The 20,377-nt window shown below is 53.9% G+C and carries 17 protein-coding genes, 1 tRNA gene and 1 pseudogene; 10 read left to right on the top strand and 9 right to left on the bottom strand.

Annotated features, from left to right (window positions below; translation table 11 throughout):
• Positions 1–102 precede the first annotated feature (102 nt).
• Complete coding sequence (chrA, locus tag JSY17_RS19110) at positions 103–1,308, top strand: chromate efflux transporter (protein WP_206402754.1); 1,206 nt, start codon at positions 103–105, stop codon at positions 1,306–1,308.
• Between the two features lie 218 nt (positions 1,309–1,526).
• On the opposite strand, the gene JSY17_RS19115 is transcribed toward chrA, so the two are convergent.
• Positions 1,527–3,644 (bottom strand): TonB-dependent siderophore receptor, encoded by a 2,118-nt coding sequence (locus tag JSY17_RS19115; protein WP_206402753.1) that lies wholly within the window; start codon positions 3,642–3,644, stop codon positions 1,527–1,529.
• Between the two features lie 507 nt (positions 3,645–4,151).
• Here JSY17_RS19115 and JSY17_RS19120 point away from each other — a divergent pair.
• Entirely contained in the window at positions 4,152–4,364 is a 213-nt protein-coding gene (locus tag JSY17_RS19120) for a DUF6124 family protein (RefSeq protein ID WP_206402752.1), read from the top strand.
• Between the two features lie 344 nt (positions 4,365–4,708).
• On the top strand, positions 4,709–5,800 hold the full coding sequence (locus JSY17_RS19125; RefSeq protein WP_206402750.1) for an AAA family ATPase: 1,092 nt from the start codon (positions 4,709–4,711) through the stop codon (positions 5,798–5,800).
• Positions 5,801–6,457: 657 nt separating this feature from the next.
• Here JSY17_RS19125 and JSY17_RS19130 read toward each other — a convergent pair.
• The 4 genes and pseudogenes from JSY17_RS19130 to JSY17_RS19145 form a co-directional block, all read right to left on the bottom strand.
• Positions 6,458–9,172, bottom strand: a complete 2,715-nt coding sequence (locus JSY17_RS19130) for an acetate and sugar kinases/Hsc70/actin family protein (protein WP_206402748.1) — start codon at positions 9,170–9,172, stop codon at positions 6,458–6,460.
• A gap of 241 nt (positions 9,173–9,413) precedes the next feature.
• A pseudogene (locus JSY17_RS19135) lies at positions 9,414–9,779 on the bottom strand (helix-turn-helix domain-containing protein); the annotation flags it as partial.
• 220 nt (positions 9,780–9,999) lie between these two features.
• A complete protein-coding gene (locus tag JSY17_RS19140; protein WP_232849548.1) occupies positions 10,000–10,839 on the bottom strand; it encodes a pentapeptide repeat-containing protein in 840 nt (279 codons plus the stop codon).
• Between the two features lie 584 nt (positions 10,840–11,423).
• Positions 11,424–11,511, bottom strand: a tRNA-Ser gene (locus JSY17_RS19145).
• Between the two features lie 122 nt (positions 11,512–11,633).
• On the opposite strand from JSY17_RS19145, the gene JSY17_RS19150 reads away from it, so the two are divergent.
• The 7 genes from JSY17_RS19150 to JSY17_RS19180 all read left to right on the top strand — a co-directional run bounded on the left by JSY17_RS19150 (position 11,634) and on the right by JSY17_RS19180 (position 15,911).
• On the top strand, positions 11,634–12,305 hold the full coding sequence (locus JSY17_RS19150) for a Bax inhibitor-1/YccA family protein (RefSeq protein ID WP_117167081.1): 672 nt from the start codon (positions 11,634–11,636) through the stop codon (positions 12,303–12,305).
• A gap of 102 nt (positions 12,306–12,407) precedes the next feature.
• The gene (gene tusD / locus JSY17_RS19155) at positions 12,408–12,800 is read left to right on the top strand and encodes a sulfurtransferase complex subunit TusD (RefSeq protein WP_117167080.1); all 393 of its coding nucleotides are present in this window, start codon (positions 12,408–12,410) and stop codon (positions 12,798–12,800) included.
• Between the two features lies 1 nt (position 12,801).
• Positions 12,802–13,164 carry a sulfurtransferase complex subunit TusC gene (tusC, locus tag JSY17_RS19160; RefSeq protein WP_117182837.1) on the top strand — a complete coding sequence of 121 codons (363 nt, stop codon included), beginning with the start codon at positions 12,802–12,804 and terminating at the stop codon, positions 13,162–13,164.
• Positions 13,164–13,463 carry a sulfurtransferase complex subunit TusB gene (gene tusB / locus JSY17_RS19165; RefSeq protein ID WP_206402746.1) on the top strand — a complete coding sequence of 100 codons (300 nt, stop codon included), beginning with the start codon at positions 13,164–13,166 and terminating at the stop codon, positions 13,461–13,463. The genes tusC and tusB overlap by 1 nt, the downstream gene beginning before the upstream one ends.
• Positions 13,460–13,795 (top strand): TusE/DsrC/DsvC family sulfur relay protein, encoded by a 336-nt coding sequence (locus JSY17_RS19170; RefSeq protein WP_117182839.1) that lies wholly within the window; start codon positions 13,460–13,462, stop codon positions 13,793–13,795. The genes tusB and JSY17_RS19170 overlap by 4 nt, the downstream gene beginning before the upstream one ends.
• The gene (locus tag JSY17_RS19175) at positions 13,792–14,793 is read left to right on the top strand and encodes a glycosyl transferase family protein (RefSeq protein ID WP_117182840.1); all 1,002 of its coding nucleotides are present in this window, start codon (positions 13,792–13,794) and stop codon (positions 14,791–14,793) included. Before JSY17_RS19170 ends, JSY17_RS19175 begins: the two co-directional genes overlap by 4 nt.
• A 107-nt stretch (positions 14,794–14,900) precedes the next feature.
• Positions 14,901–15,911, top strand: coding sequence for a glutathione S-transferase family protein (locus tag JSY17_RS19180; protein ID WP_206402744.1), 1,011 nt, complete (start codon positions 14,901–14,903; stop codon positions 15,909–15,911).
• 59 nt (positions 15,912–15,970) lie between these two features.
• Here JSY17_RS19180 and cysG read toward each other — a convergent pair whose 3' ends face one another.
• Genes cysG through JSY17_RS19200 form a run of 4 tightly spaced genes read right to left on the bottom strand, consistent with a single transcriptional unit; the run spans position 15,971 to position 20,359 of the window.
• Entirely contained in the window at positions 15,971–17,365 is a 1,395-nt protein-coding gene (gene cysG, locus JSY17_RS19185; protein ID WP_117182842.1) for a siroheme synthase CysG, read from the bottom strand.
• The gene (gene serS, locus JSY17_RS19190) at positions 17,366–18,646 is read right to left on the bottom strand and encodes a serine--tRNA ligase (protein WP_117182843.1); all 1,281 of its coding nucleotides are present in this window, start codon (positions 18,644–18,646) and stop codon (positions 17,366–17,368) included.
• 16 nt (positions 18,647–18,662) lie between these two features.
• Entirely contained in the window at positions 18,663–19,037 is a 375-nt protein-coding gene (gene crcB, locus JSY17_RS19195; protein ID WP_025259500.1) for a fluoride efflux transporter CrcB, read from the bottom strand.
• A complete protein-coding gene (locus JSY17_RS19200; protein ID WP_206402743.1) occupies positions 19,037–20,359 on the bottom strand; it encodes a replication-associated recombination protein A in 1,323 nt (440 codons plus the stop codon). The genes crcB and JSY17_RS19200 overlap by 1 nt, the downstream gene beginning before the upstream one ends.
• Positions 20,360–20,377: the final 18 nt, after the last annotated feature.

Here is a 20,377-nt window from a genome sequence, read left to right on the forward strand (position 1 = left end):
CCTTGAACAGTCCCACTGGCGACAGCACCATAGCGTCACAGCCTGAAGGCCAGGAAGACGCCCAGACTGCCCCCCTGCGCTGCCATATACCCGGAAGCAACCATGACCGACAGCATCAAGAGTGACAGTAGCGCCTGGGCTGTTTTTCTGATTTTTCTGCGCCTGGGCCTGACCTCTTTTGGGGGGCCGATCGCCCATCTGGGGTATTTCCGGGACGAGTTTGTGGTGCGCCGACACTGGTTGAGCGAGCGCAGCTACGCCGATCAGGTTGCTCTGTGCCAGTGTCTGCCAGGCCCTGCAAGCAGTCAGGCCGGAATGGCACTGGGACTGTTGCGTTGCGGATATCCCGGCGCACTGGCTGCCTGGCTGGGATTCACCTTGCCTTCGGCCATTGCCATGATCCTGTTTGCAGCAGGCATCACGAGTTACGGGAATACGATGCCCGCAGGAGTACTGCATGGCTTGAAAGTGGTGGCTGTGGCAGTCGTCGCGCAAGCCGTATGGGGAATGGCGCGCAACCTCTGTAGTGGTGTTGCACGCATCAGCCTCATGGCCGCGGCCACCTGCTTCATGCTTCTGGTGCCAACCATCTGGGGACAGATCGGGGTTATCGTTCTTGCCGCGCTCAGTGGCCTGCTGCTGTTCAAGCCTGGGCAAGGAGAAGCGCATGATCCATTGCCGATGCCCATCCGCCCCCGCGCAGGCCTGTGCTGGCTGACGCTGTTCATTGCCTTGCTTATGGGACTGCCGTTGCTGGCAGCCCTGTTCCCGAACCCGCTCCTGTCATTGACAGATGCCTTCTACCGCGCCGGCTCACTGGTGTTCGGAGGCGGACATGTGGTGCTACCACTTCTGCAGGCCGAAGTCGTGCTTTCAGGCAAGGTCGACAACGATACTTTCCTGGCGGGCTACGGGGCCGCGCAGGCAGTCCCGGGGCCGCTGTTCACCTTTGCGGCATTTCTCGGAGCTTCGATGCATCAGGCACCCAACGGCTGGGCTGGCGGACTTATCTGCCTGCTGGCCATCTTTGCCCCTTCCTTCCTGCTGGTCATGGGAGCCTTGCCGTTCTGGGAGCGCTTGCGCCGCAGCCCCAGAACGCAAGCGGCTCTGTCAGGTATCAATGCCGCTGTGGTCGGTCTGTTGCTGGCCGCTCTCTACCAGCCGGTATGGACCAGCGCAATTCTCACACCGCAGGACTTTGCTCTGGCCCTCGTAGCGCTGATTGCCTTGATGTTCTGGAAATTGCCGCCCTGGCTGGTGGTAGTCGCCAGCGGTGTGGCTGGAGGGCTGATGAGTATGGTGCTGTGAGCGAAGACCTTGCACAGGATGATTTTGATTGCAGATCGCCGACTATCGGCACTGATCCACATAACCTGCGATGCCGCATGCCAAATTCCAGACAAAGAAAAGCCCGCGATGGGGGGGAGCGGGCTTAAAGTTCTCTCAGGAGCAGTTACGACATTACCTGCCCCAATGTAAAAAAACTGTGAAGGCGCTTCATGAACAGCAAGCGCCGACTTATACCATCAGAACGTAACGCTGGCGGTCACCCGGGCGGTACGTAGCGCGCCCTCTTCCACCTGCAATGAGCTGCTGCCGGTTGTGGCCGGGTAGTATTCCTTGTTGAACAGGTTGTCGATGTTCAGTTGCAAGCTGGTCTTGTAGTCATGGGTCGGCAGATCCCAGCGCACAAAGGCATCGGCCACGGTGTAGCTGTCCATCCAGAAACTGTTGGCATTATCCCCCGCACGCTCTCCTACGTATCGGGCACCGGCCCCCACATGCCATTTGCCGGTTTCGGCCGGCAGCGCGAGGTGGTGAGTCAGGTACAGGCTGGCAGTGTGCATGGGCGCATTGGGCAGACGATTGCCCTCCTGCTCCGGCGACTCCTGATTCTTCAGCACCTCGGTATGGTTGTAGGCATAGGTGCCGATCATGCTCCAGTTCTCGGACAACTCACCGGTCACATCCAGCTCGACACCGCGCGAACCCGCCTTGCCCACGGCTTCGTCGATGCTGTCGCCGTTACTCTGCAGGACGCTGTTGACCAGGTTTTTCTTGACGATGTCGTACACCGCCAGATTCACGCTGAGAGCCTGGACAGGGGTGTATTTGATCCCCACTTCGTAACTGCGGCCTTCGGTGGGCTTGAAGCTGTTGCCCGCATCGTCGGCATCGTTGGGCACGAACGAACGACTGTAGTTGGCATAGAGCGCGACAGTTTCAGTGGGCTGATAGACGATCCCGCCGAAGGGAATGAATTTATCGCCATTTGAATCGGCGCCAGGCGCATAGGAACTGCCCAGCCCCTGATCGCTGTATTGATCCCAGTGCTCCTGACGACCACCGAAGACCAGAATCCAGCGGTCATTGAGGTGCCAGTTGTCCTTGAAATACACCGAAGTGGTGACGAGGTTGTTTTCTGCGTTGCTCTGCGTCTGGCTGATGGTCGCAGGCTCAGCCAGGTTGCCATATACCGGGTTCTGGATATTGAGGTTGCCCGCAGCGGTGTTGGCATTGCGGTAGGTTTTGCCACGGTATTTATCCAGCGACTCGTTATCGACGCCGACCGTGATCTCGTGTCGCTGGCCGAACAACTGCTGGTCACCCATCAGATCCAGAGCGCTGTAACGGCTCTCGTAATCATAGTGGCCGCCATTGGCGATCCGGCGCAGGTTATTGCCGGTCAGCGCGTTCGGCTGGGCTATGGCCAGGCTGTAGCGATCCTGAGTCCAGCCATAGGTCAGCCGACTGCGCCATGCGTCATTGAGTTGATACTCGAATTTCGCGGTCGTGCTCTGGCTGATGCCCACCGTTTTGGCCCAGCGCTCATCCAGACGATCGCGATAACTGATGTCTGCGGGATGACCATTGACGAACACCGTGCCGCGATCGAACGGGCTGGAATAATCGTTGTAGGTATAGGCCAGGGAAACACTGGCACGCTCGCCCACCCAGGCAATCGACGGCGCGATGAGCGTGTGCTCGTCAACGCCATAGTTACGCCAGTAATCTTCATGGCCGCGCTCGGCGATCAAACGATAAGCCAGACCGGTGTCGCCCAGCGGGCCCGTGGTGTCCAGACCGAACGAACCACCGCCCTCGCTGAAGGCAGAGCCGGTCAGCGTCGTGCTTTGACTGAACTGCGGCTGCTTGCTGATGACGTTGATAAGCCCGCCAGGCTCCAGTGCGCCGTACATCAACGAAGCCGGGCCTTTGAGCACCTCTACATGATCGGTGGTTGCACCCAGGTTACGGCCAATGGCCGAGCGAATCCCGTCGCGCATGATCGAGTTGTCGTCGTTGCTGCCAAACCCGCGCTTGATCAAGGCATCCTTGGTGCCCCCCAGGGTATTGGTCTGAGTGACACCACTGACAAAACGCATGGCATCGTTCAGATCCTTGACCTGATAGTCATCGAGAGTCTGGGTGGCAACCGTGTTGACGGTCTGCGCCTCATCCCGTATCTGCGTGGTTCCCTTGCTCGCCGTGGACGCTTCCGTGCGGGTGTAACTGTCAGAGTCGGCGGTAGACTGGATGACACTGGCAGGCAGCTCAGTGGCAGGCTCGGCAGCCAGCGCAAGACAAGGCAGAGCGGAACAGAGAAGAACAGAAGCGTTCAGACGAAAAAGCAGATTGGCCACGTAACTGACTCCGACATAGTAAAAGGAATAATTCCCATTTACCTACACGGTTGGCAGACGTGATTACCTCACCTTCTTTTTGAAAATATTTTTCGAGGGCTGGTGGAGGGTGGCGGACTGGATTGAGGGTCGCCTGAAACATCGCGTGAATGGGCGAAAAACCATGCGCGATTTTTTACGCCCGCTAACGAAAAACCCGTTTTCCACAGCCCAGTCCGACGCCCTTTTCCCTTTCCTCTGCATGAAGTTTCCGAGAGAATCCCGAAGCCTTGCGCGGGGTGATTTCGGGCTCTAGGCTGCGCTCGTCGCTGAATATCAGTGATCGGGTTTAGCAGCCTGTGGGTAACATACAACGCGCAAGTACCGCTTATGGCGGCTTTGCGTGGGGCACTTTCGAGTGCGCCGGATTTGTAGGTTGCCCCGGTCTGCTAACCCGCGTCAAAGTCGCCACCCCATTATCCGTTTAGCAGCGAATGGCAAGTGGCCTTACCGTAATAGGCAGCCTTCATGATCAACGTAATACCCGACCCACCGAACAAAAACCTCGAAGAATCCCTTCTACACGTCAGCGCCCTGCTGCGTTGCGCAGCAGCCACCGCCTACGAAACCGGAGACAGCCTCAACGGCCCGAAACGCGACCTGGCGTTTGCGGTGGTGCATTTGATTAGCATGGCCAAGGCTGAGCTGGAAAGGTCGTTGGCTTGGGTGGAGGTGCGTTAGTTTTTTTCGCGAATGAATTGGCTCTGTATACGCTAAATGTTGTAAGCCCAAGCTGACTCCCACAGTATTACCAGCGCTGCGCCAGAGCTTCCACAACACTTAATGAATATAGAGCCAATGAATTCGCTTACGCAGGCTGTGTGGGAGAAAAATCTTCGCGAAGAGCTGGGTAGTGTATTCAGTAAATATCTAAAAAAGCTCTTACCAATCAGAACCTAAGAAGTCACCTATCTATCTTTCCATGCCCCAAAGCATATTCCCCAGAAATATTCAAGTAGCGAGAATCTCCTCTATCACACACCACAAACGTGCCGTATATTTTTTTGTATCCACGAGGAAACAGTATGATGCATAAAATCCGACCCACTGAGTTAAAAGCATTACGAAAATCCAGAGGGATTTCGACAGAACAAGCAGCGCGAGCAGTAAAGAGATCTATCAAGTCGTGGCGGGATTATGAAAGTGAAACCGCCAAACCAAAAATTCCAGATAACATTTTTAAACTTTTTCTCTGGAAGTTTAAAATCATATGGCCACACGCCAAAACTGTGAGTATCGCAGCATACAAAGGAGGGATAGGAAAGTCTCCAATTACAATAGCCCTTGCTGCATCCTTCGCACAGACAGGACTAAAAGTTGCCATAGTAACCAACGACGAGGTTTATCGAGCCCACTCCAAAAAGGATAAAGCCACTATAAAAAGTTCAAGCCGTCTAGCTGCGAAAATAGATTTTTATGATGAGCTTGATATCGTCCTCTACTCAGGAGAAGTGGTGACGCTAGAGAAAGAAGTGCAATATAGAAAAAAATTACCAGAGGCACACATATTTTCTGACGAGCTAGAAGCTTTAGCGAGAAAAAAAGCAGCAGTTTTTGAATTTGAAAAACTGAGAAAAAACTATGATCTAATTTTCTTAGATATGAATAGAAACCTTACTCAAACCTTGCTCAGGTCAGATGAAATAGTCCTCCTTGTGGACTCCACATGCCCTTACTCTCCAAACAGCACGAAGAATTTTTACGAACAAATCACACACCTCAACAAAGAGAAGTTAGAGTCAATACACATACTGCTAACTAACTTCTCTTCGCTCCCTAGGATAAATGGCCAAATAGACGTGAGGAGCGCGCATAAAAATAAAATATTTAATAGCTGCATGTTCGATTCACACCTAACTCTAAAAACCTATAGAAAGATACGAAAGCTATCCATCCCTATTCTGCGTTCTAGGTTTACAAGTGATTATGAGTTTTACTTTGATTTACATTACAGCAATTTGAAAATAGAAAACCTAAGCTATTTTGATACAATTATCGATGTGGCACCCAACTCTATAGCAACTCTAGAGCTGGAGCAAATTACAGATGAGCTAGCGGAAATCCTATGGGGCATGAACTGCCCAACTCCTTCTTTCCACTTCACATCAGCAACCTGAAAAAATCAATAAGGATATTACATGAAAAATCTTCTCAATAGAGCTTGGCGGCTAATCATAGACATATCAGCCTTGGTCCGTGCTGGCATTGCCTTTTTAGACTATTACGAAAACAACCAAAAATAACAACAACATAAAAATCTCTTTGTAGTGGTCAACAATTTCAGACAGAGCCTAGTAATGTGGTTAGCTTGGGTACCAACCCGTTCTATTTCTGGGCACTAGGCAAATATAGGCACAAACATAAAAGCCTGATACTAGCCTTTATTGGATGAGCGCTATCCGCCAGCTTTATGTTCGCTAGCGATAATTCCACGATGAGGACATCGGCGACAGACCTATCAGATCATTGGGGTGGGGGTTGATTTCTATGGGTCATGGCGATGCTTCTGCTTACTTTGGCCATGGCCATTTTTGCTAGCCATTGTTCCGACGAACACATTCCGCTGTGCTGATGAATAGTTACTCATGAGTGCGAGTGTGATAGCTCGGGCACATTAGTTTTCTATCATCAGCCAAGAGGCAACTTCGTGCGCACGGCGTTGGCAGAGACTTTATAGTCGAAAAGGTTGAATACGCATACGCAAGAAGTATAAACGTGTTTTGGCAGGCCAACACAAATCTACGTTGGACTGCCAGCACGCGGTGCTTGGGATATCAAACGTCGTTTAAGGGTGGGTCGATTTTTATGTCAAATTTTCCTATCTGCAGACGGCCATTTTTGATCATGTCATCAATGGCGTCGCCCAGATCAGGGTTGATCGCGGATGCTAATATTTCTTTTTTTCTACTGCAAGGTTTTACAAACCCACATTCACTGTGTTTGTCGGCAGGTTTGTCGAGCCAGAAGCATTCGAATCCTGAAGGAATTTCAGAGTCTGCACTCCAAAAAATGAATGGAAATAATGATAGTCCAGTTTCAGACTCGGGATCTAAGAGAATTGGAAACTCCCGTGCCAGTTGAGTTTTTGAGCTGAATCCAACTGTTTCAATAAAGGGTTGGATGTCATTCGCAACTTTGAAAAGCCCTTGGTGTGTACCCATTTTAAATGGTGTGGGTCTAGTCTCGGATACATAGCCAAACTTTTTGCCTCTAACCACATCTAGGCATAGGTTAACCATTAATACTAAATGACTATGACTATCAAAAGCATCGTCAGCTAATTTTTCGTGCTTGTGTTGGGTGAAGTCCAATATCGCTTTGTTAAAATGCTCAAGGTGCTTCGGGAAATTTTTTAGCAATTCCGCGCAAAACGATAGGCTGCTACCTCCATGTTCTAGGGACCTTTCAAGAAGATCTTTCAACGGTCCCATTGAACGATGCTGAAAGCTTTTTAAGAATTTCTCTGATGGTGCCGCTGCCAATGATTCTGCTGCGGTACAGTATGCTAGAAATGCTAATCCAGCTTCAAATGCTTCTCGAGCTACCGATGTGGACTGATTAGAATTTTTCACATCTAGATACTTTCTAAGAGGGTAGGCGATCGGATATGGAAGCAGAGAAAGGGAGTCGCTAAGTCCAAGCCAGCTTGATCTTGCAGCTCTAAATTTTGTGACTTTTACTTGATCTTCCGTGATCATGCATATGGCAGAGCAGCTAGTTCCAAAGTCGTACCCTATATAGTTTGAACTGGAACCAGATCTATTGGTGGGTGCTGTCATATCAATAGCAAAAGCCTTGCCCTCAACAATATTCCCCTCCACCCCATAATCGGGATTAGGTTGCTTGTAAATAAATGTTGGCTTTGCTGTCCCATCCTCACTCACGGTAAGCTGAACCGTCAGTGATGAATCAAAATGTTTATTGTCTCTTGTGTGAATAATCTGAGATTCCACATTGTATACATCGTCCTCTCCAGATTCGGATGGTTTTGAAAAAATATAACTCAGATGATTCTTGGGAGGGCTGTTTAATCTGATTTTCCACTGTAGAGGCTGATTTATGAAATTGTTAAGTGCTAGCGCAGAGGGCATTAGATCCATCGGCTTAGCACCTTTCATATCTACTTTATCACCCACAGACTGAAAAATTTTTTTATCTTCGAACCCTTTGCCATCTGGATTAAGTTTTAGTCGAATCGGATTATACGTTACGCCAACAAACTCGGATTCATCTTCGTAATAACGCCGGGCGCACTCGATAGCCAAGCCGGTTGCGACTACTTCTTGAAATGATTGGCTGATTGGAATAGGCTCCGCTCCTGAGAGCTCGCTTTCAAAATCACGGATGAGGAGTTCGAGCAACCATCTGATATTCGAGGAACCGCCCGAAATCAGCGTGGTTGTAATCTCTTTGCCAACCAACTCTGGCTCTGCGGCTTTGAAAACTTTTCTTATTACTTTGTGTAGATGTTGATTCCATATCTTTTCAACAAAGATATTCCGCAACTGGTGCCCGAACAACTCATCTTGAATCCATGGATCTTCAGCAAAAGGATCTTTTGGTAGACTTATACTTATTCTTTCATAGGCCTCGCTATTCAGACTCCAGTTTTTAATCGAAAAAACAAGGTCTATTTTATACTGCTCGCACTCTTGAATGAGTCGCCTGAAATTTTTTATGAATGTCTGTTTTTTTGGACTTAAACTTTCGATTTGAAGTTCGCCGGACCTGATTCGCTGATGATTTTTTATACAGCTTTCGGCGTCGGCTTTGGTGCGAGGGTCAATATTTCTTTTTATCAGGTACTCGGCGAGGCATTGATTTATATAAAACCCACCCTTTGGAACTGAATCAGCTCCGAGAGGTTTCGAGTGCTTGCCCGATAAGCTTATATCACCTTTGTTTGTCGACTCAATGATGCATCCATCGAAGGTGCCTCCTCCAAAGTCTAAAACCAAGGCAATATGTTTAGCGTTTTCTTGGAGGTGTGGAATCCGTTGCCCATATCGGTAATATTGGTAAACGGCAAAAGGCTCGGGGAGAAATTCTACTTCTTCATACCTACTCAAAATTCTTCGTATGTTGCCTCTATAATTCTGAACCCATGCCTTATAGTTTTCTTGCAACTGAAAGTTCAAAGGCTCTGCGACGATTATCTTTGCGGAGATTTTTGGGCTGTTGTTTGGGTTTAACTCTCGCTCAATGGCTGTTAGTGAGCCTTCGATGAAGTCCTTGCTTAACTCATAGGCGCTTTTCTCTACACCAGACTCTGTCGGGAACAGCTTTCGACTAGGTGACCCTGGTGAAATATCACCTAGGTCTATCTTGAAGTTATTATTTAGTATTCCGGAGGTTACCTTGGAAGCAGGCAATCCGAACGATATCTCACCATCCTTACCATATCTGAGCGTAGTAGGTATGTACCGGCTACCATTGACTTCAATTGGTTGGACACCAGTAACCCACAGTGTTTTTTGTACTTTTGTCATCACTATCCTTGGATTTCTTCCGTCCTGCATGGGTTTGGGGGATACCTAACAATGCCTACCGTCACCAGTGACTCGCAGGAAGTGTTTTATCGATATCAAAAGCTGCTCACACAAGCTATCAAAATGACAGTACTGCGTCCATACGGCTCAATGTGGCTACTCTCCTTGCAGAGCAAGCTTCTAAAGAATTACCCAAAGATCGAGTCGATGTCAGTGTCTTGATCGCGTGACTCAGATATTGCAACGAATCAGTGTAAAGCTTGAAGATCTTTTCCAAGTGCGGCTTGATCCCGAACGCGTGCCAAATACGCATCACGCTCGCAGGGTATAGTCCCGTCGCATGACTCATCCGCCGCGCATTCCAGTGACTGGATTCGTCAGGCTCACCTTTCAGAACCTGGTTTACCACTTGCTGAACTTGCTCGTCCGAAATCGTGCGTGGCCGACCAGAGCGCGGTTCATCGTTCAGGCCTAGCAGCCCCAATTTAGAGAAACGCTGGCACCAACGTGACGAATCCAAGCGTTGCCGTGCCGCACAGGCGAGGATTATATTCGCGCGTAGGCGAGCGTCTTGAGCGCCGTTGCAGAGTTTGATCTGACGTAGCAGCTACGACTTTTCAGTTTCGGAAAGAGTAATGACAGTTGCTGGTCGGCCTATGTCGATATCCCTGGTGAGTGAGTTTCTACAGAGCCTAGCCCAGATTTTCAGGGGTATTTCTGAAACACCACATTAGCCTTGGGCCTAGACAACTGATACGCGACTTCTATGCCGTACTACTAGCCCTCTCATGGATACGCCCGAATCTGACTCCGGGCGCGTTCAAGAACTAGATGTCTAAGTAATTTTCGTCATCTGGCAGCCACGGGACAACACCTTTTGGGCCTACGTCCCAGTTGTGATAAAGAATATCTCCGCTCACAAAAGCACCGATTGCGCCAGTGAAAATGCAATCGTTGATATTCGCGTTGCGTAGATCAGCTCCGTCAACTTTGGCCCCCAAGAAGCAAGCACCTCGAAGATAAGCTCCGCGAAGATCAACACCTCTCAAATCGGTATAACTGAAGTCAGTCCGCCAACCGTAGGCACCAGGCTGAACTACAGGATCTGCAGTGATCGTATAAAACTTGGCATTACTGAAGTTTGCATGACTTGCCTTCTTAACATCATGGAACCAGTCGTAGTGCACCAAACTATCCGGGGCCTGAAGATAGCTGTAATCGGGGACGTTTTTACGTTTCAGAACCCGATTGATCCTAGCGAACAACAACGAGCTGAAATGAAAACCTGCAAAGTCCACCCCTCGCTTGTCTGCAGCGACAGCAAGAGGCACTTGGTCACGCAAACATTCAACGAGCGCATCAAACTGCAACAAGAATCGCGCCCGCCGAAACTCTCCCACATAGGGCTTGCGCCAAAAACCTTGCGAGTAGCAGTGATCGGCATATCGAGAAATCATCTGATCATAGGCAGTTATTTCTCGGTATTGCATACCATATTCTTTGGCGAGAATACGCAAACAAATCGCACGGCTGGCCGGCCCTGGGCTAATTAGCTGAGCCCGGATAGCCCTATCAAATGCCGAAGGGCAACCATCACGGAGATCCCGGAGCAGAACCGTAGCATCTGACTTGAATGCAGAAAGCGAAGGGGTTTGAGGAAATTTCATAGCCTAGCCTCTCACGATCAACGCTAAGCCCTAGTATCGGTTGACCATTCAAGGTGGCAAATTAAGAAAGGGTGTAACGACGGTGCAGAGGCTTTTCCGAGCTAGGGCTGAAGGCCACCGTCAATGGCGAGCAAATATATTGAAAAAAAACCGTGCCCTCGTCAAGCCCATTTCTCTCTCCAAAGACCAGACCCAGCTCACATTTAGGGCACCATGCCGTTAAGTCCGTCCATCGTGTGACGTCTGACGCAGGTAAAACCGCATAACAGCCAAAGCATGCGCACTCGCTACTGACCAGAATTTCTGCCTGATTATTATTGGCATGATCGTGGGCACTGTAGGTGTCAGCCATCTGGAACTCCATCTCATCGGACAAAGGTTGAGCGTGCAGCCACCGCTTACGAAACCAAAGACAGCCTCAACGGCCCGAAACGCGACCTGGCGTTTTCGGTGGTGCATTTGATTGGCATGGCCGAGGTTGAGCTGGAAAGGTCGCTGGCTTGGGTGGAGGTGCGTCAGGGGCTTTTTCGCGAACGCCAGAAACGTAAAAGCCCTGAATAATCAGGGCTTTTACGTCTCGAATATGGCGGAAGCATAGAGATTCGAACTCTAGGACCTGTTACAGTCGGCAGTTTTCAAGACTGCTGCCTTAAACCACTCGGCCATACTTCCACTTGCGTTGCGGGCGCCATAATACCGGAATGAAACAAGCTGTCAAACTCTCTGGGTGGCCACTTGCAGCGCCTCTGTTATGATCTTTGCAACTCAACATTTCAACAGCAAGGAGTTTCGCAATGCGCGAACAGGATTACGCCCTTAAAACCGGCATGCAGGCCGACCAGCTAGAGGTTAGTCGTGTCCTGCGCAACACTTACGGCCTTCTCGCTCTGACCCTGGCTTTCAGCGGCGTCATGGCATTCGTAGCCCAGCAGATGCGCGTCGGCTACCCGAACATTTTCGTGGTGCTGATCGGCTTCTATGGCCTGTTCTTCCTCACCAACAAGCTGCGTGACTCGGTGTGGGGTCTGGTTTCGACGTTCGCCCTGACCGGCTTCATGGGTTTCCTGCTGGGCCCGATCCTCAACCGCTACCTGGGCATGTCGGGCGGCGCTGAAGTTGTCAGCTCGGCGTTCGCGATGACCGCTCTGGTGTTCGGTGGTCTGTCGGCCTACGTATTGATGACCCGCAAGGACATGAGCTTTCTGGGTGGCTTCATCACTGCCGGCTTCTTCGTTCTGATGGGTGCCGTACTGGCCAGCCTGTTCTTCGAGATCAGCGGCCTGCAACTGGCGATCAGCGCAGGTTTCGTGCTGTTCTCCTCGGTCTGCATTCTGTTCCAGACCAGCGCCATCATCCATGGCGGCGAGCGCAACTACATCATGGCGACTGTCAGCCTGTATGTATCGATCTACAACCTGTTCGTCAGCCTGTTGCAGATCTTCGGCATCATGAGCCGCGACGACTGATAGCCATACGGCGTCAACAAAAAGCCCGCCTTTGCGGGCTTTTTGCTGTCCAGCGCCCGTGAATTCTTTATCATTGCGCATGTTCCGCCGACAGAGCCGACAATGAAATTCGCCATATCCCTTTTTTCCGCGGCCCATGCGCCCTCTTCCCGACGCGCCCTGCAATTTGCAGAAGCGGTGTTGGCAGGCGGCCATGAGATTGTGCGTCTGTTCTTTTATCAGGATGGCGTCCACAGTGCTTCGGCCAATGTCGTGTCGCCACAGGATGAGCAGGATCTGCCCAAACAATGGCGAGACTTCATCACCGCGCATCAGCTGGATGGCGTGGTCTGCATCGCTGCAGCTCTGCGTCGCGGCGTGCTGAATGCAGAGGAAGCCGAACGTTATCAGCGCCCGTCCGCCAACCTCCTTGAGCCTTGGGAATTGTCCGGGCTGGGCCAGTTGCACGATGCCGTGCAATCGGCGGATCGACTGATCTGTTTCGGAGGGCCTTGAAATGACCAAGTCACTGTTGATCATCAGCCGCCAGGCGCCCTGGGCAGGCCCAAGCGCCCGCGAAGCGCTGGATATCGTGCTGGCGGGCGGCGCCTATGATTTGCCGGTTGGTCTGTTGTTCATGGACGACGGCGTATTTCAGTTACTGCCAGAGCAGAACGCCTCGGCCCTGCAGCAGAAAGACCTGACCGCCAACCTCAAAGCGCTGTCGATGTTTGGCGTGGAAGAAGTCTATGCCTGCGGCCAGAGCCTGGCAGCACGCGGCATTGCCCATGACGCACTGGATGCCGACATCCATCATCTGTCGGCAAGAGCCGAGCTATCGGCCCTTATTGACCGCTACGACCAAGTGATAACGATCTGATGGCTACCTTGCACGTTCTTTCTCACTCGCCCTTTGCCGATACGCGTCTGGAAAGCTGCCTGAGCCTGCTCGGGCCGGATGACGGCCTTCTGCTCTGCGGCGATGCGACTTACGCACTGATGCCCTCCAGCGCCCCGCGACTGGTGCTGGAAAAACAGTTGCCTGCCCTCAAGCTGTTCGCACTCGACGAAGATATGAAAGCCCGCAATCTGCAGTTGCCCGAAGGGGCGACGGGTGTGGATTATCCCGGCTTCGTCGAACTCTCGATCCGCTTCGACAAGGTCAATACGTGGCTATGAAACAGTTGATCGTGGCCGAGCGCAGCATTGCCCTGGATAAGGATGGTTTTCTACAGGACCTGAACGACTGGTCCTTGGAAGTTGCCCATGCACTGGCTGGCGAGGAAGGTATTGCCCTGAGTCCCGAGCATGTGGAAATCCTGGAGCTGCTGCGTAATTTCTACGGGGAGTTTCAGCTCTCGCCCGCCACGCGCCCCCTGATCAAATACACGGCGCTCAAGCTGGGGCCGGAAAAAGGCAACAGCATGCATCTAAACCGCCTGTTCAATGGCACTCCCGCCAAACTGGCCGCCAAGCTGGCGGGCCTGCCGAAGCCGACCAATTGCATATGAACGATTACGCTCCCCTTGTCACCGAAACACCTGCCGAGCATCCTTTTGCCCAGTTCGTCCGCATTCTGGGCAAGGGCAAGCGCGGTGCCCGCAACCTGACTCGCGAAGAAGCCCGCGAAGCCATGGGCATGCTGCTCGATGAAAAGGTCGAGGACACGCAACTCGGTGCCTTTCTGATGCTATTGCGCCACAAGGAAGAAAGCCCGGAAGAACTGGCGGGCTTCACCGAAGCGGTCCGCGAACGCCTGACAGCACCGCCCATGCAAGTGGATATCGACTGGCCGACTTACGCCGGTAAGAAGCGCCATCTGCCCTGGTATCTGCTGGCCGCCAAGTGCCTGGCGCAGAACGGCATCAAGGTACTGTTGCACGGCGGTGGCGCACATACCGCCGGGCGGCTGTATACGGAGCAATTACTCGGTCTGCTGGATATCCCGCTCTGCCGCAACTGGCAGGCGGTGGAAGGTGCTCTGCAGCAACACAACCTGGCATTCATTCCGCTGGGTGACTGGGCGCCACAGTTGCAGCGCATGATCGACCTGCGCAACACCCTGGGCCTGCGTTCGCCGATTCACTCGCTGGCCAGAGTGCTCAACCCGCTGAATGCCCGTTGCGGCCTGCAAAGCATCTTTCATCCCGGCTATCAGAGCGTGCATCGCGAAGCCAGCACGCTGCTGGGCGACAATGCCATTGTCATCAAGGGCGATGGCGGCGAAATCGAGATCAATCCCGACACCATCAGCCACTTGTATGGCACCCGCAACGGGCAGGCCTGGGACGAGGAATGGCCTGCACTCTCACCAAGACGTCACGTCAAACCCGCAACCCTGGACCCGCAGCAACTGGTGGCATTGTGGCGCGGCGAAACAGAGGACAGCTATCCGCAACTCGCTCTGATTTCCACCATTGCTCTGGCATTGCGCGGGCTCGGTGTCCCGCGCGAACAAGCCTTTGAGCAAGCCCGGGACTTCTGGGATCGGAGAGACAAGGCTTTGTAATCTATCGATTTACTCGATCATGAAAGGCCATTGTTTGCGCTTTTCTGTCGAACCAACCCGATTAGACTGACTCACAACCTATATTCATTTACAGATTGGAGTCAGACATGGGCCTTCTCATCGAAGGACGCTGGCATGACCAGTGGTACGAAAGCAGCAAGGACGGGGCATTCCAGCGAGAGAATGCCCAGCGTCGCAACTGGGTCACGGCCAGTGGCAAAGCCGGCCCGAGCGGTGAAGGCGGCTTTGCAGCCCAGGCGGGTCGTTACCATTTATATGTATCCCTGGCCTGCCCCTGGGCTCACCGGACGCTGATCCTGCGCAAGCTCAAGGGTCTGGAAAATCTGATCGATGTCTCGGTAGTCAGTTGGCTGATGCTGGAAAACGGCTGGACCTTCGACCCCAAAACCGGCTCGACAGGCGATTCACTCGACAATCTGCAGTTTCTCCATCAGCGCTACACCGCAGACGATGCCAATTACACCGGACGCGTTACGGTGCCCGTGCTATGGGACAAACAGCAGCAGCGTATCGTCAGCAACGAGTCGGCGGAAATCATCCGCATGTTCAACTCGGCATTCGACGGGCTGACCGGCAACCGACTGGATCTATACCCGAGCGCCCTGCAAGCCAGAATCGATACGCTTAACGAGCAGATTTACCCCACCGTCAATAACGGTGTGTACCGGGCAGGCTTTGCCACCTCTCAAGGTGCCTACGAAGAAGCCTTCGATGCCTTGTTCACCGAACTGGATGTGCTGGAGAAACTGCTGGGAGAAAATCGCTATCTGACGGGTGAATACCTGACCGAAGCCGATATTCGGCTCTTCACCACCATCGTGCGTTTCGATGCGGTTTATTACAGCCACTTCAAGTGCAACCTGCGGCGTATTGCCGACTACCCCAACCTGAGCAACTGGCTACGCGAGCTGTATCAATGGCCCGGGATTGCCGAAACCGTCGACCTGAAGCACATCAAAGGCCATTACTACGCCAGCCATCGCACCATCAATCCGACAGGCATCGTCCCGAAAGGTCCGGCATTGAATCTGGAAGCCGGCCATGACCGCGAGCGTTTGCCGGGCAAGGGAATCTACGAGGCAATGCCTATCAGTTAAGGCACAGAAACCTGCAGGAGGCAGCTTAAAACTGCCTCCCACATGGACTATCCGAGGTATCAGACGCTGGCTTGTGCGCCTTCGAACCAGGCCAGCTTTTCGCGCAACACGACCACTTCGCCAACGATCACCAGTGTCGGAGCATGAACTTCATGCTCGGCCACCAACTGAGGCAGGTTGGCCAGGGTGCCCGTGAAGACACGCTGGCTGGAAGTCGTGCCCTGCTGGATCAATGCAGCCGGTGTGTCCGCCGACCGACCATGCTTGATCAACTGTTCACAGATGATCGGCAAGCCGATCAGGCCCATGTAGAACACCAGAGTTTGCGCAGGCGAAACCAGATCGTCCCAAGGCAGATTGCTGGTGCCATCCTTCAGATGCCCGGTAATGAATCGCACCGACTGGGCATAATCGCGATGGGTCAGTGGAATCCCGGCATACGCCGCACAACCACTGGCCGCTGTAATGCCCGGTACGACCTGAAACGGAATGCCATGGGAGGCCAGCTCTTCGATCTCTTCGCCACCCCGACCGAAGATGAACGGATCACCGCCCTTCAGACGTACAACGCGTTTGCCCTCTTTGGCCAGGGCAACCAGTTGCTGGTTGATCTGATCCTGAGGCAGTGCGTGCTCGGCGCGACGCTTGCCCACATAGACACGCTCGGCGTCACGTCGGCAGAGGTCAAGAATCGCAGGAGCCACCAGACGGTCATACAGCACGACATCGGCCTGTTGCATCAGACGCAAGGCACGGAAGGTCAGCAGGTCCGGATCACCGGGCCCGGCACCCACCAGATAGACCTCACCCTGCGCCTTGGGCGCATCGCCTGCGATCTTGGCAATCAGCAGCCGCTCGGCTTCGCTACCCTGCCCGGCCAGTTGCCTGTCGGCGATAGGCCCCTGAAAAACGTCTTCCCAGAAAGCCCGACGCCGTTGCACATCGGGAAACAGTCCTTTGACCTGATGGCGAAAGCGCGCCGCAAGCCCGGCCAACTGGCCATAGGTAGAAGGTATCCAGGTTTCCAGCTTGGCGCGGATCAGACGCGCCAGCACCGGTGCATCACCGCCACTGGAAACCGCAATCACCAGCGGTGAACGGTCGACAATGGCCGGGAAGATGACCGTACACAGGGCTGGCGCATCCACCACATTGACGGGAACACAACGCTGTCTGGCATCCTGGGACACCTGGGCATTGAGCGGTTCATCGTCGGTGGCGGCAATGACCAATACGCAGCCGTCCAGATCGCTTTCGCTGTAACCGCGAAGGATCAATTCGCCACCGCTGCGCTCGACCAGCTCGCGCAGTTGTTCTTCGATGTCGGGCGCGACCACCCGCAGCAACGCACCGGCCTCAGCCAGCAGGCGAGACTTGCGCAAGGCAATCTCGCCACCACCGACGACCAGCACCCAACTGCCACGCAGATTGTGGAACAGCGGCAGGAATTCCATTTAACCGATGACCTCGAGGCCGCCCATGTAAGGCTTGAGCACTTCAGGCACACGGATCGAACCGTCAGCCTGCTGGTAGTTTTCCAGCACCGCGACCAGAGTGCGACCTACAGCCAGACCCGAGCCGTTCAGGGTATGGACCAGTTCCGGCTTGCCGGTTTCCGGGTTGCGCCAGCGGGCCTGCATGCGACGCGCCTGGAAGTCGCCACAGTTGGAGCACGACGAAATCTCGCGATACTTGGCCTGGCTCGGAATCCAGACTTCAAGGTCGTAGGTCTTGACGGCGCTGAAGCCCATGTCGCCCGTGCACAGAGCCAGTACGCGATAAGGCAGTTCCAGCAGTTGCAGAACGCGCTCGGCATTGGCGGTCAGACCTTCCAGGGCTTCCATGGACTGGTCGGGAGCCACGATCTGAACCATCTCGACCTTGTCGAACTGGTGCTGACGGATCATGCCGCGGGTATCGCGACCCGAAGCACCGGCTTCACTGCGGAAGCATGGCGTGTGGGCAACGAATTTCAGAGGCAGTTGTTTCGGGTCGAGGATTTCGCCGGAAACGATGTTGGTCAGCGACACTTCTGCCGTCGGGATCAGGTACAGATCCGCTTCACCGTCGCGGGAGATCTTGAACAGGTCTTCCTCGAACTTCGGCAACTGACCGGTGCCCTGCAAGGCAGGTGCCTGGACCAGATAAGGCGTATAGGCCTCTTCGTAGCCGTGCTCGTTGATGTGCAGGTTGATCATGAACTGCGCCAGAGCGCGATGCAGACGGGCGATTGGCCCGCGCAGCAGGGCAAAGCGTGCGCCGGACAGCTTGGCGGCGGTTTCGAAGTCCAGCCAGCCGTACTTCTCGCCCAGGGCAACGTGGTCCTGAACGGTGAAATCGAACGAAGCAGGCGTGCCCCAGGTACGCACTTCGACGTTCTCGTCTTCGTCAGCGCCCACCGGCACGGACTCGTGAGGCAGGTTCGGCATGCTCAGCAGCATGGCGTCCAGTTCGGACTGAATGCCGTCCAGCTCTTTCTTGCCGCTGTTGAGCTCTTCGGCCATGCGGTCGATATCCGCCATCAAGGGCGCGATGTCTTCGCCGCGCTGCTTGGCCTGACCAATGGATTTGGAACGGGCATTACGCTCGGCCTGCAACTGCTCGGTGCGGGTCTGTACCGTCTTGCGCTGGTTTTCCAGCGATTCGATGCGCGCTACGTCCAGTGTGAAGCCACGGGAAGCCAGGCGATCCGCTACGTCCTGAAGTTGGGTACGTAACAGTTTGGAATCGAGCATATCGTTCTCTCGTCTATCAAAGTCTGGTCAGGGACAGGCCAACCCAGGTTGCGAGCAGCCCGCCGAACACGCTGATACCCGCATAGCCCAGGGCCATCGGTACTTGCCCGCTTTCCAGCAGGCGCAGCGTATCCAGTGAAAAGGATGAAAAGGTCGTCAGACCGCCTACAAAGCCGACAATCAAGCCGGCACGAACCTCGATGGGCACTTCCGGGCGAATCAGAAACAGGCCGTACAGCACACCGATTATCAGACACCCGACGATATTCACCGCCAGAGTGGCCGTATAGAAATGCCGCGGCCAGTTGGCACTTACCCAGGTTCCGGCAGCAAAGCGCAATAATGTACCAGCGATACCGGCTACGGACACCGCAAGAATCGTCTGAATCACTACTTTCTCCGCTGACGAGGGCTGGCGGCGTCCAACGAAGCCAGATGTTTGAGCTTTTCGCCGATTTTAAGCTCCAGGCCACGGGGTACCGGTTTGTAATACTCGCGTGGTTCCAGCTCTTCAGGGAAGTAGTCTTCACCGGCCGCGTAGGCATCGGGTTCGTCGTGGGCATAGCGGTATTCTTCGCCATAACCCAGTTGTTTCATGAGTTTGGTCGGCGCGTTGCGCAAATGCAGCGGGACTTCCAGCGAACCATGCTCGGTAGCTTCGCGCATCGCTGCCTTGAACCCCATGTAAACCGCATTGCTCTTGGGCGCGCAGGCCAGATAGACGATGGCCTGCGCCACTGCCAGCTCGCCTTCGGGGCTGCCAAGCCGCTCCTGCACATCCCAGGCGGACATGCACAGTGGCAAGGCGCGAGGGTCGGCGTTGCCGATATCCTCGCTGGCCATGCGTACCACGCGACGCGCCAGATACAGCGGATCGCAGCCACCATCGATCATCCGTGCAAACCAGTACAAGGCTGCATCGGGGTTGGAGCCACGAATGGATTTGTGCAGCGCAGATATCTGGTCGTAAAACGCTTCACCGCCCTTGTCGAAACGACGACGGCTGTCGCCGAGCAGGCTTTGCAGCAGATCGACACTGATCTGCGAGCCGTCTTCGGCCAGATCGGAGGCGTTTTCCAGCAAGTTGAGCATGCGCCGACCGTCACCGTCAGCCGCGGCCATCAACAGCTCGAAGCCTTCATTGCTCAGGCTCAACCGATGCTTGCCCAGGCCACGCTCTTCGTTCAAGGCCCGATGCACCAGCTTGCGCAAGGCGGCTTCGTCGAGGCTCTTGAGCACATAGACCCGCGCCCGGGAGAGCAAGGCGTTGTTCAGTTCGAATGAAGGGTTTTCAGTGGTCGCGCCGATAAAGATCAGGGTGCCATCTTCAACATAGGGCAGAAAGGCATCCTGCTGCGACTTGTTGAAACGGTGAACCTCATCGACAAACAGGATGGTGCGACGGCCGTATTGCCCGGCCTGCTGCTTGGCCACTTCGACGGCCTGACGAATCTCCTTGACCCCGGCCAGCACTGCAGAGACGGTTTCAAAATGCGCGTCGGACACCTTGGCCAGCAGTTGCGCCAGGGTGGTTTTACCGACACCCGGCGGCCCCCAGAAGATCATGGAGTGCAGAGCGCCCTGCTCCAGCGCCTCACGCAGAGGCTTGCCGTGAGCGAGCAGGTGCTCCTGACCGACATATTCGTCCAGATTGGTCGCACGCAGACGTGCAGCCAGTGGCTGAGCTATCGGTTCGCTACGAAACAGGTCCATGATCTGAGGTTAAGCCCC

The organism is Pseudomonas capsici (genome assembly GCF_017165765.1).
Lineage (GTDB): Bacteria > Pseudomonadota > Gammaproteobacteria > Pseudomonadales > Pseudomonadaceae > Aquipseudomonas > Aquipseudomonas capsici.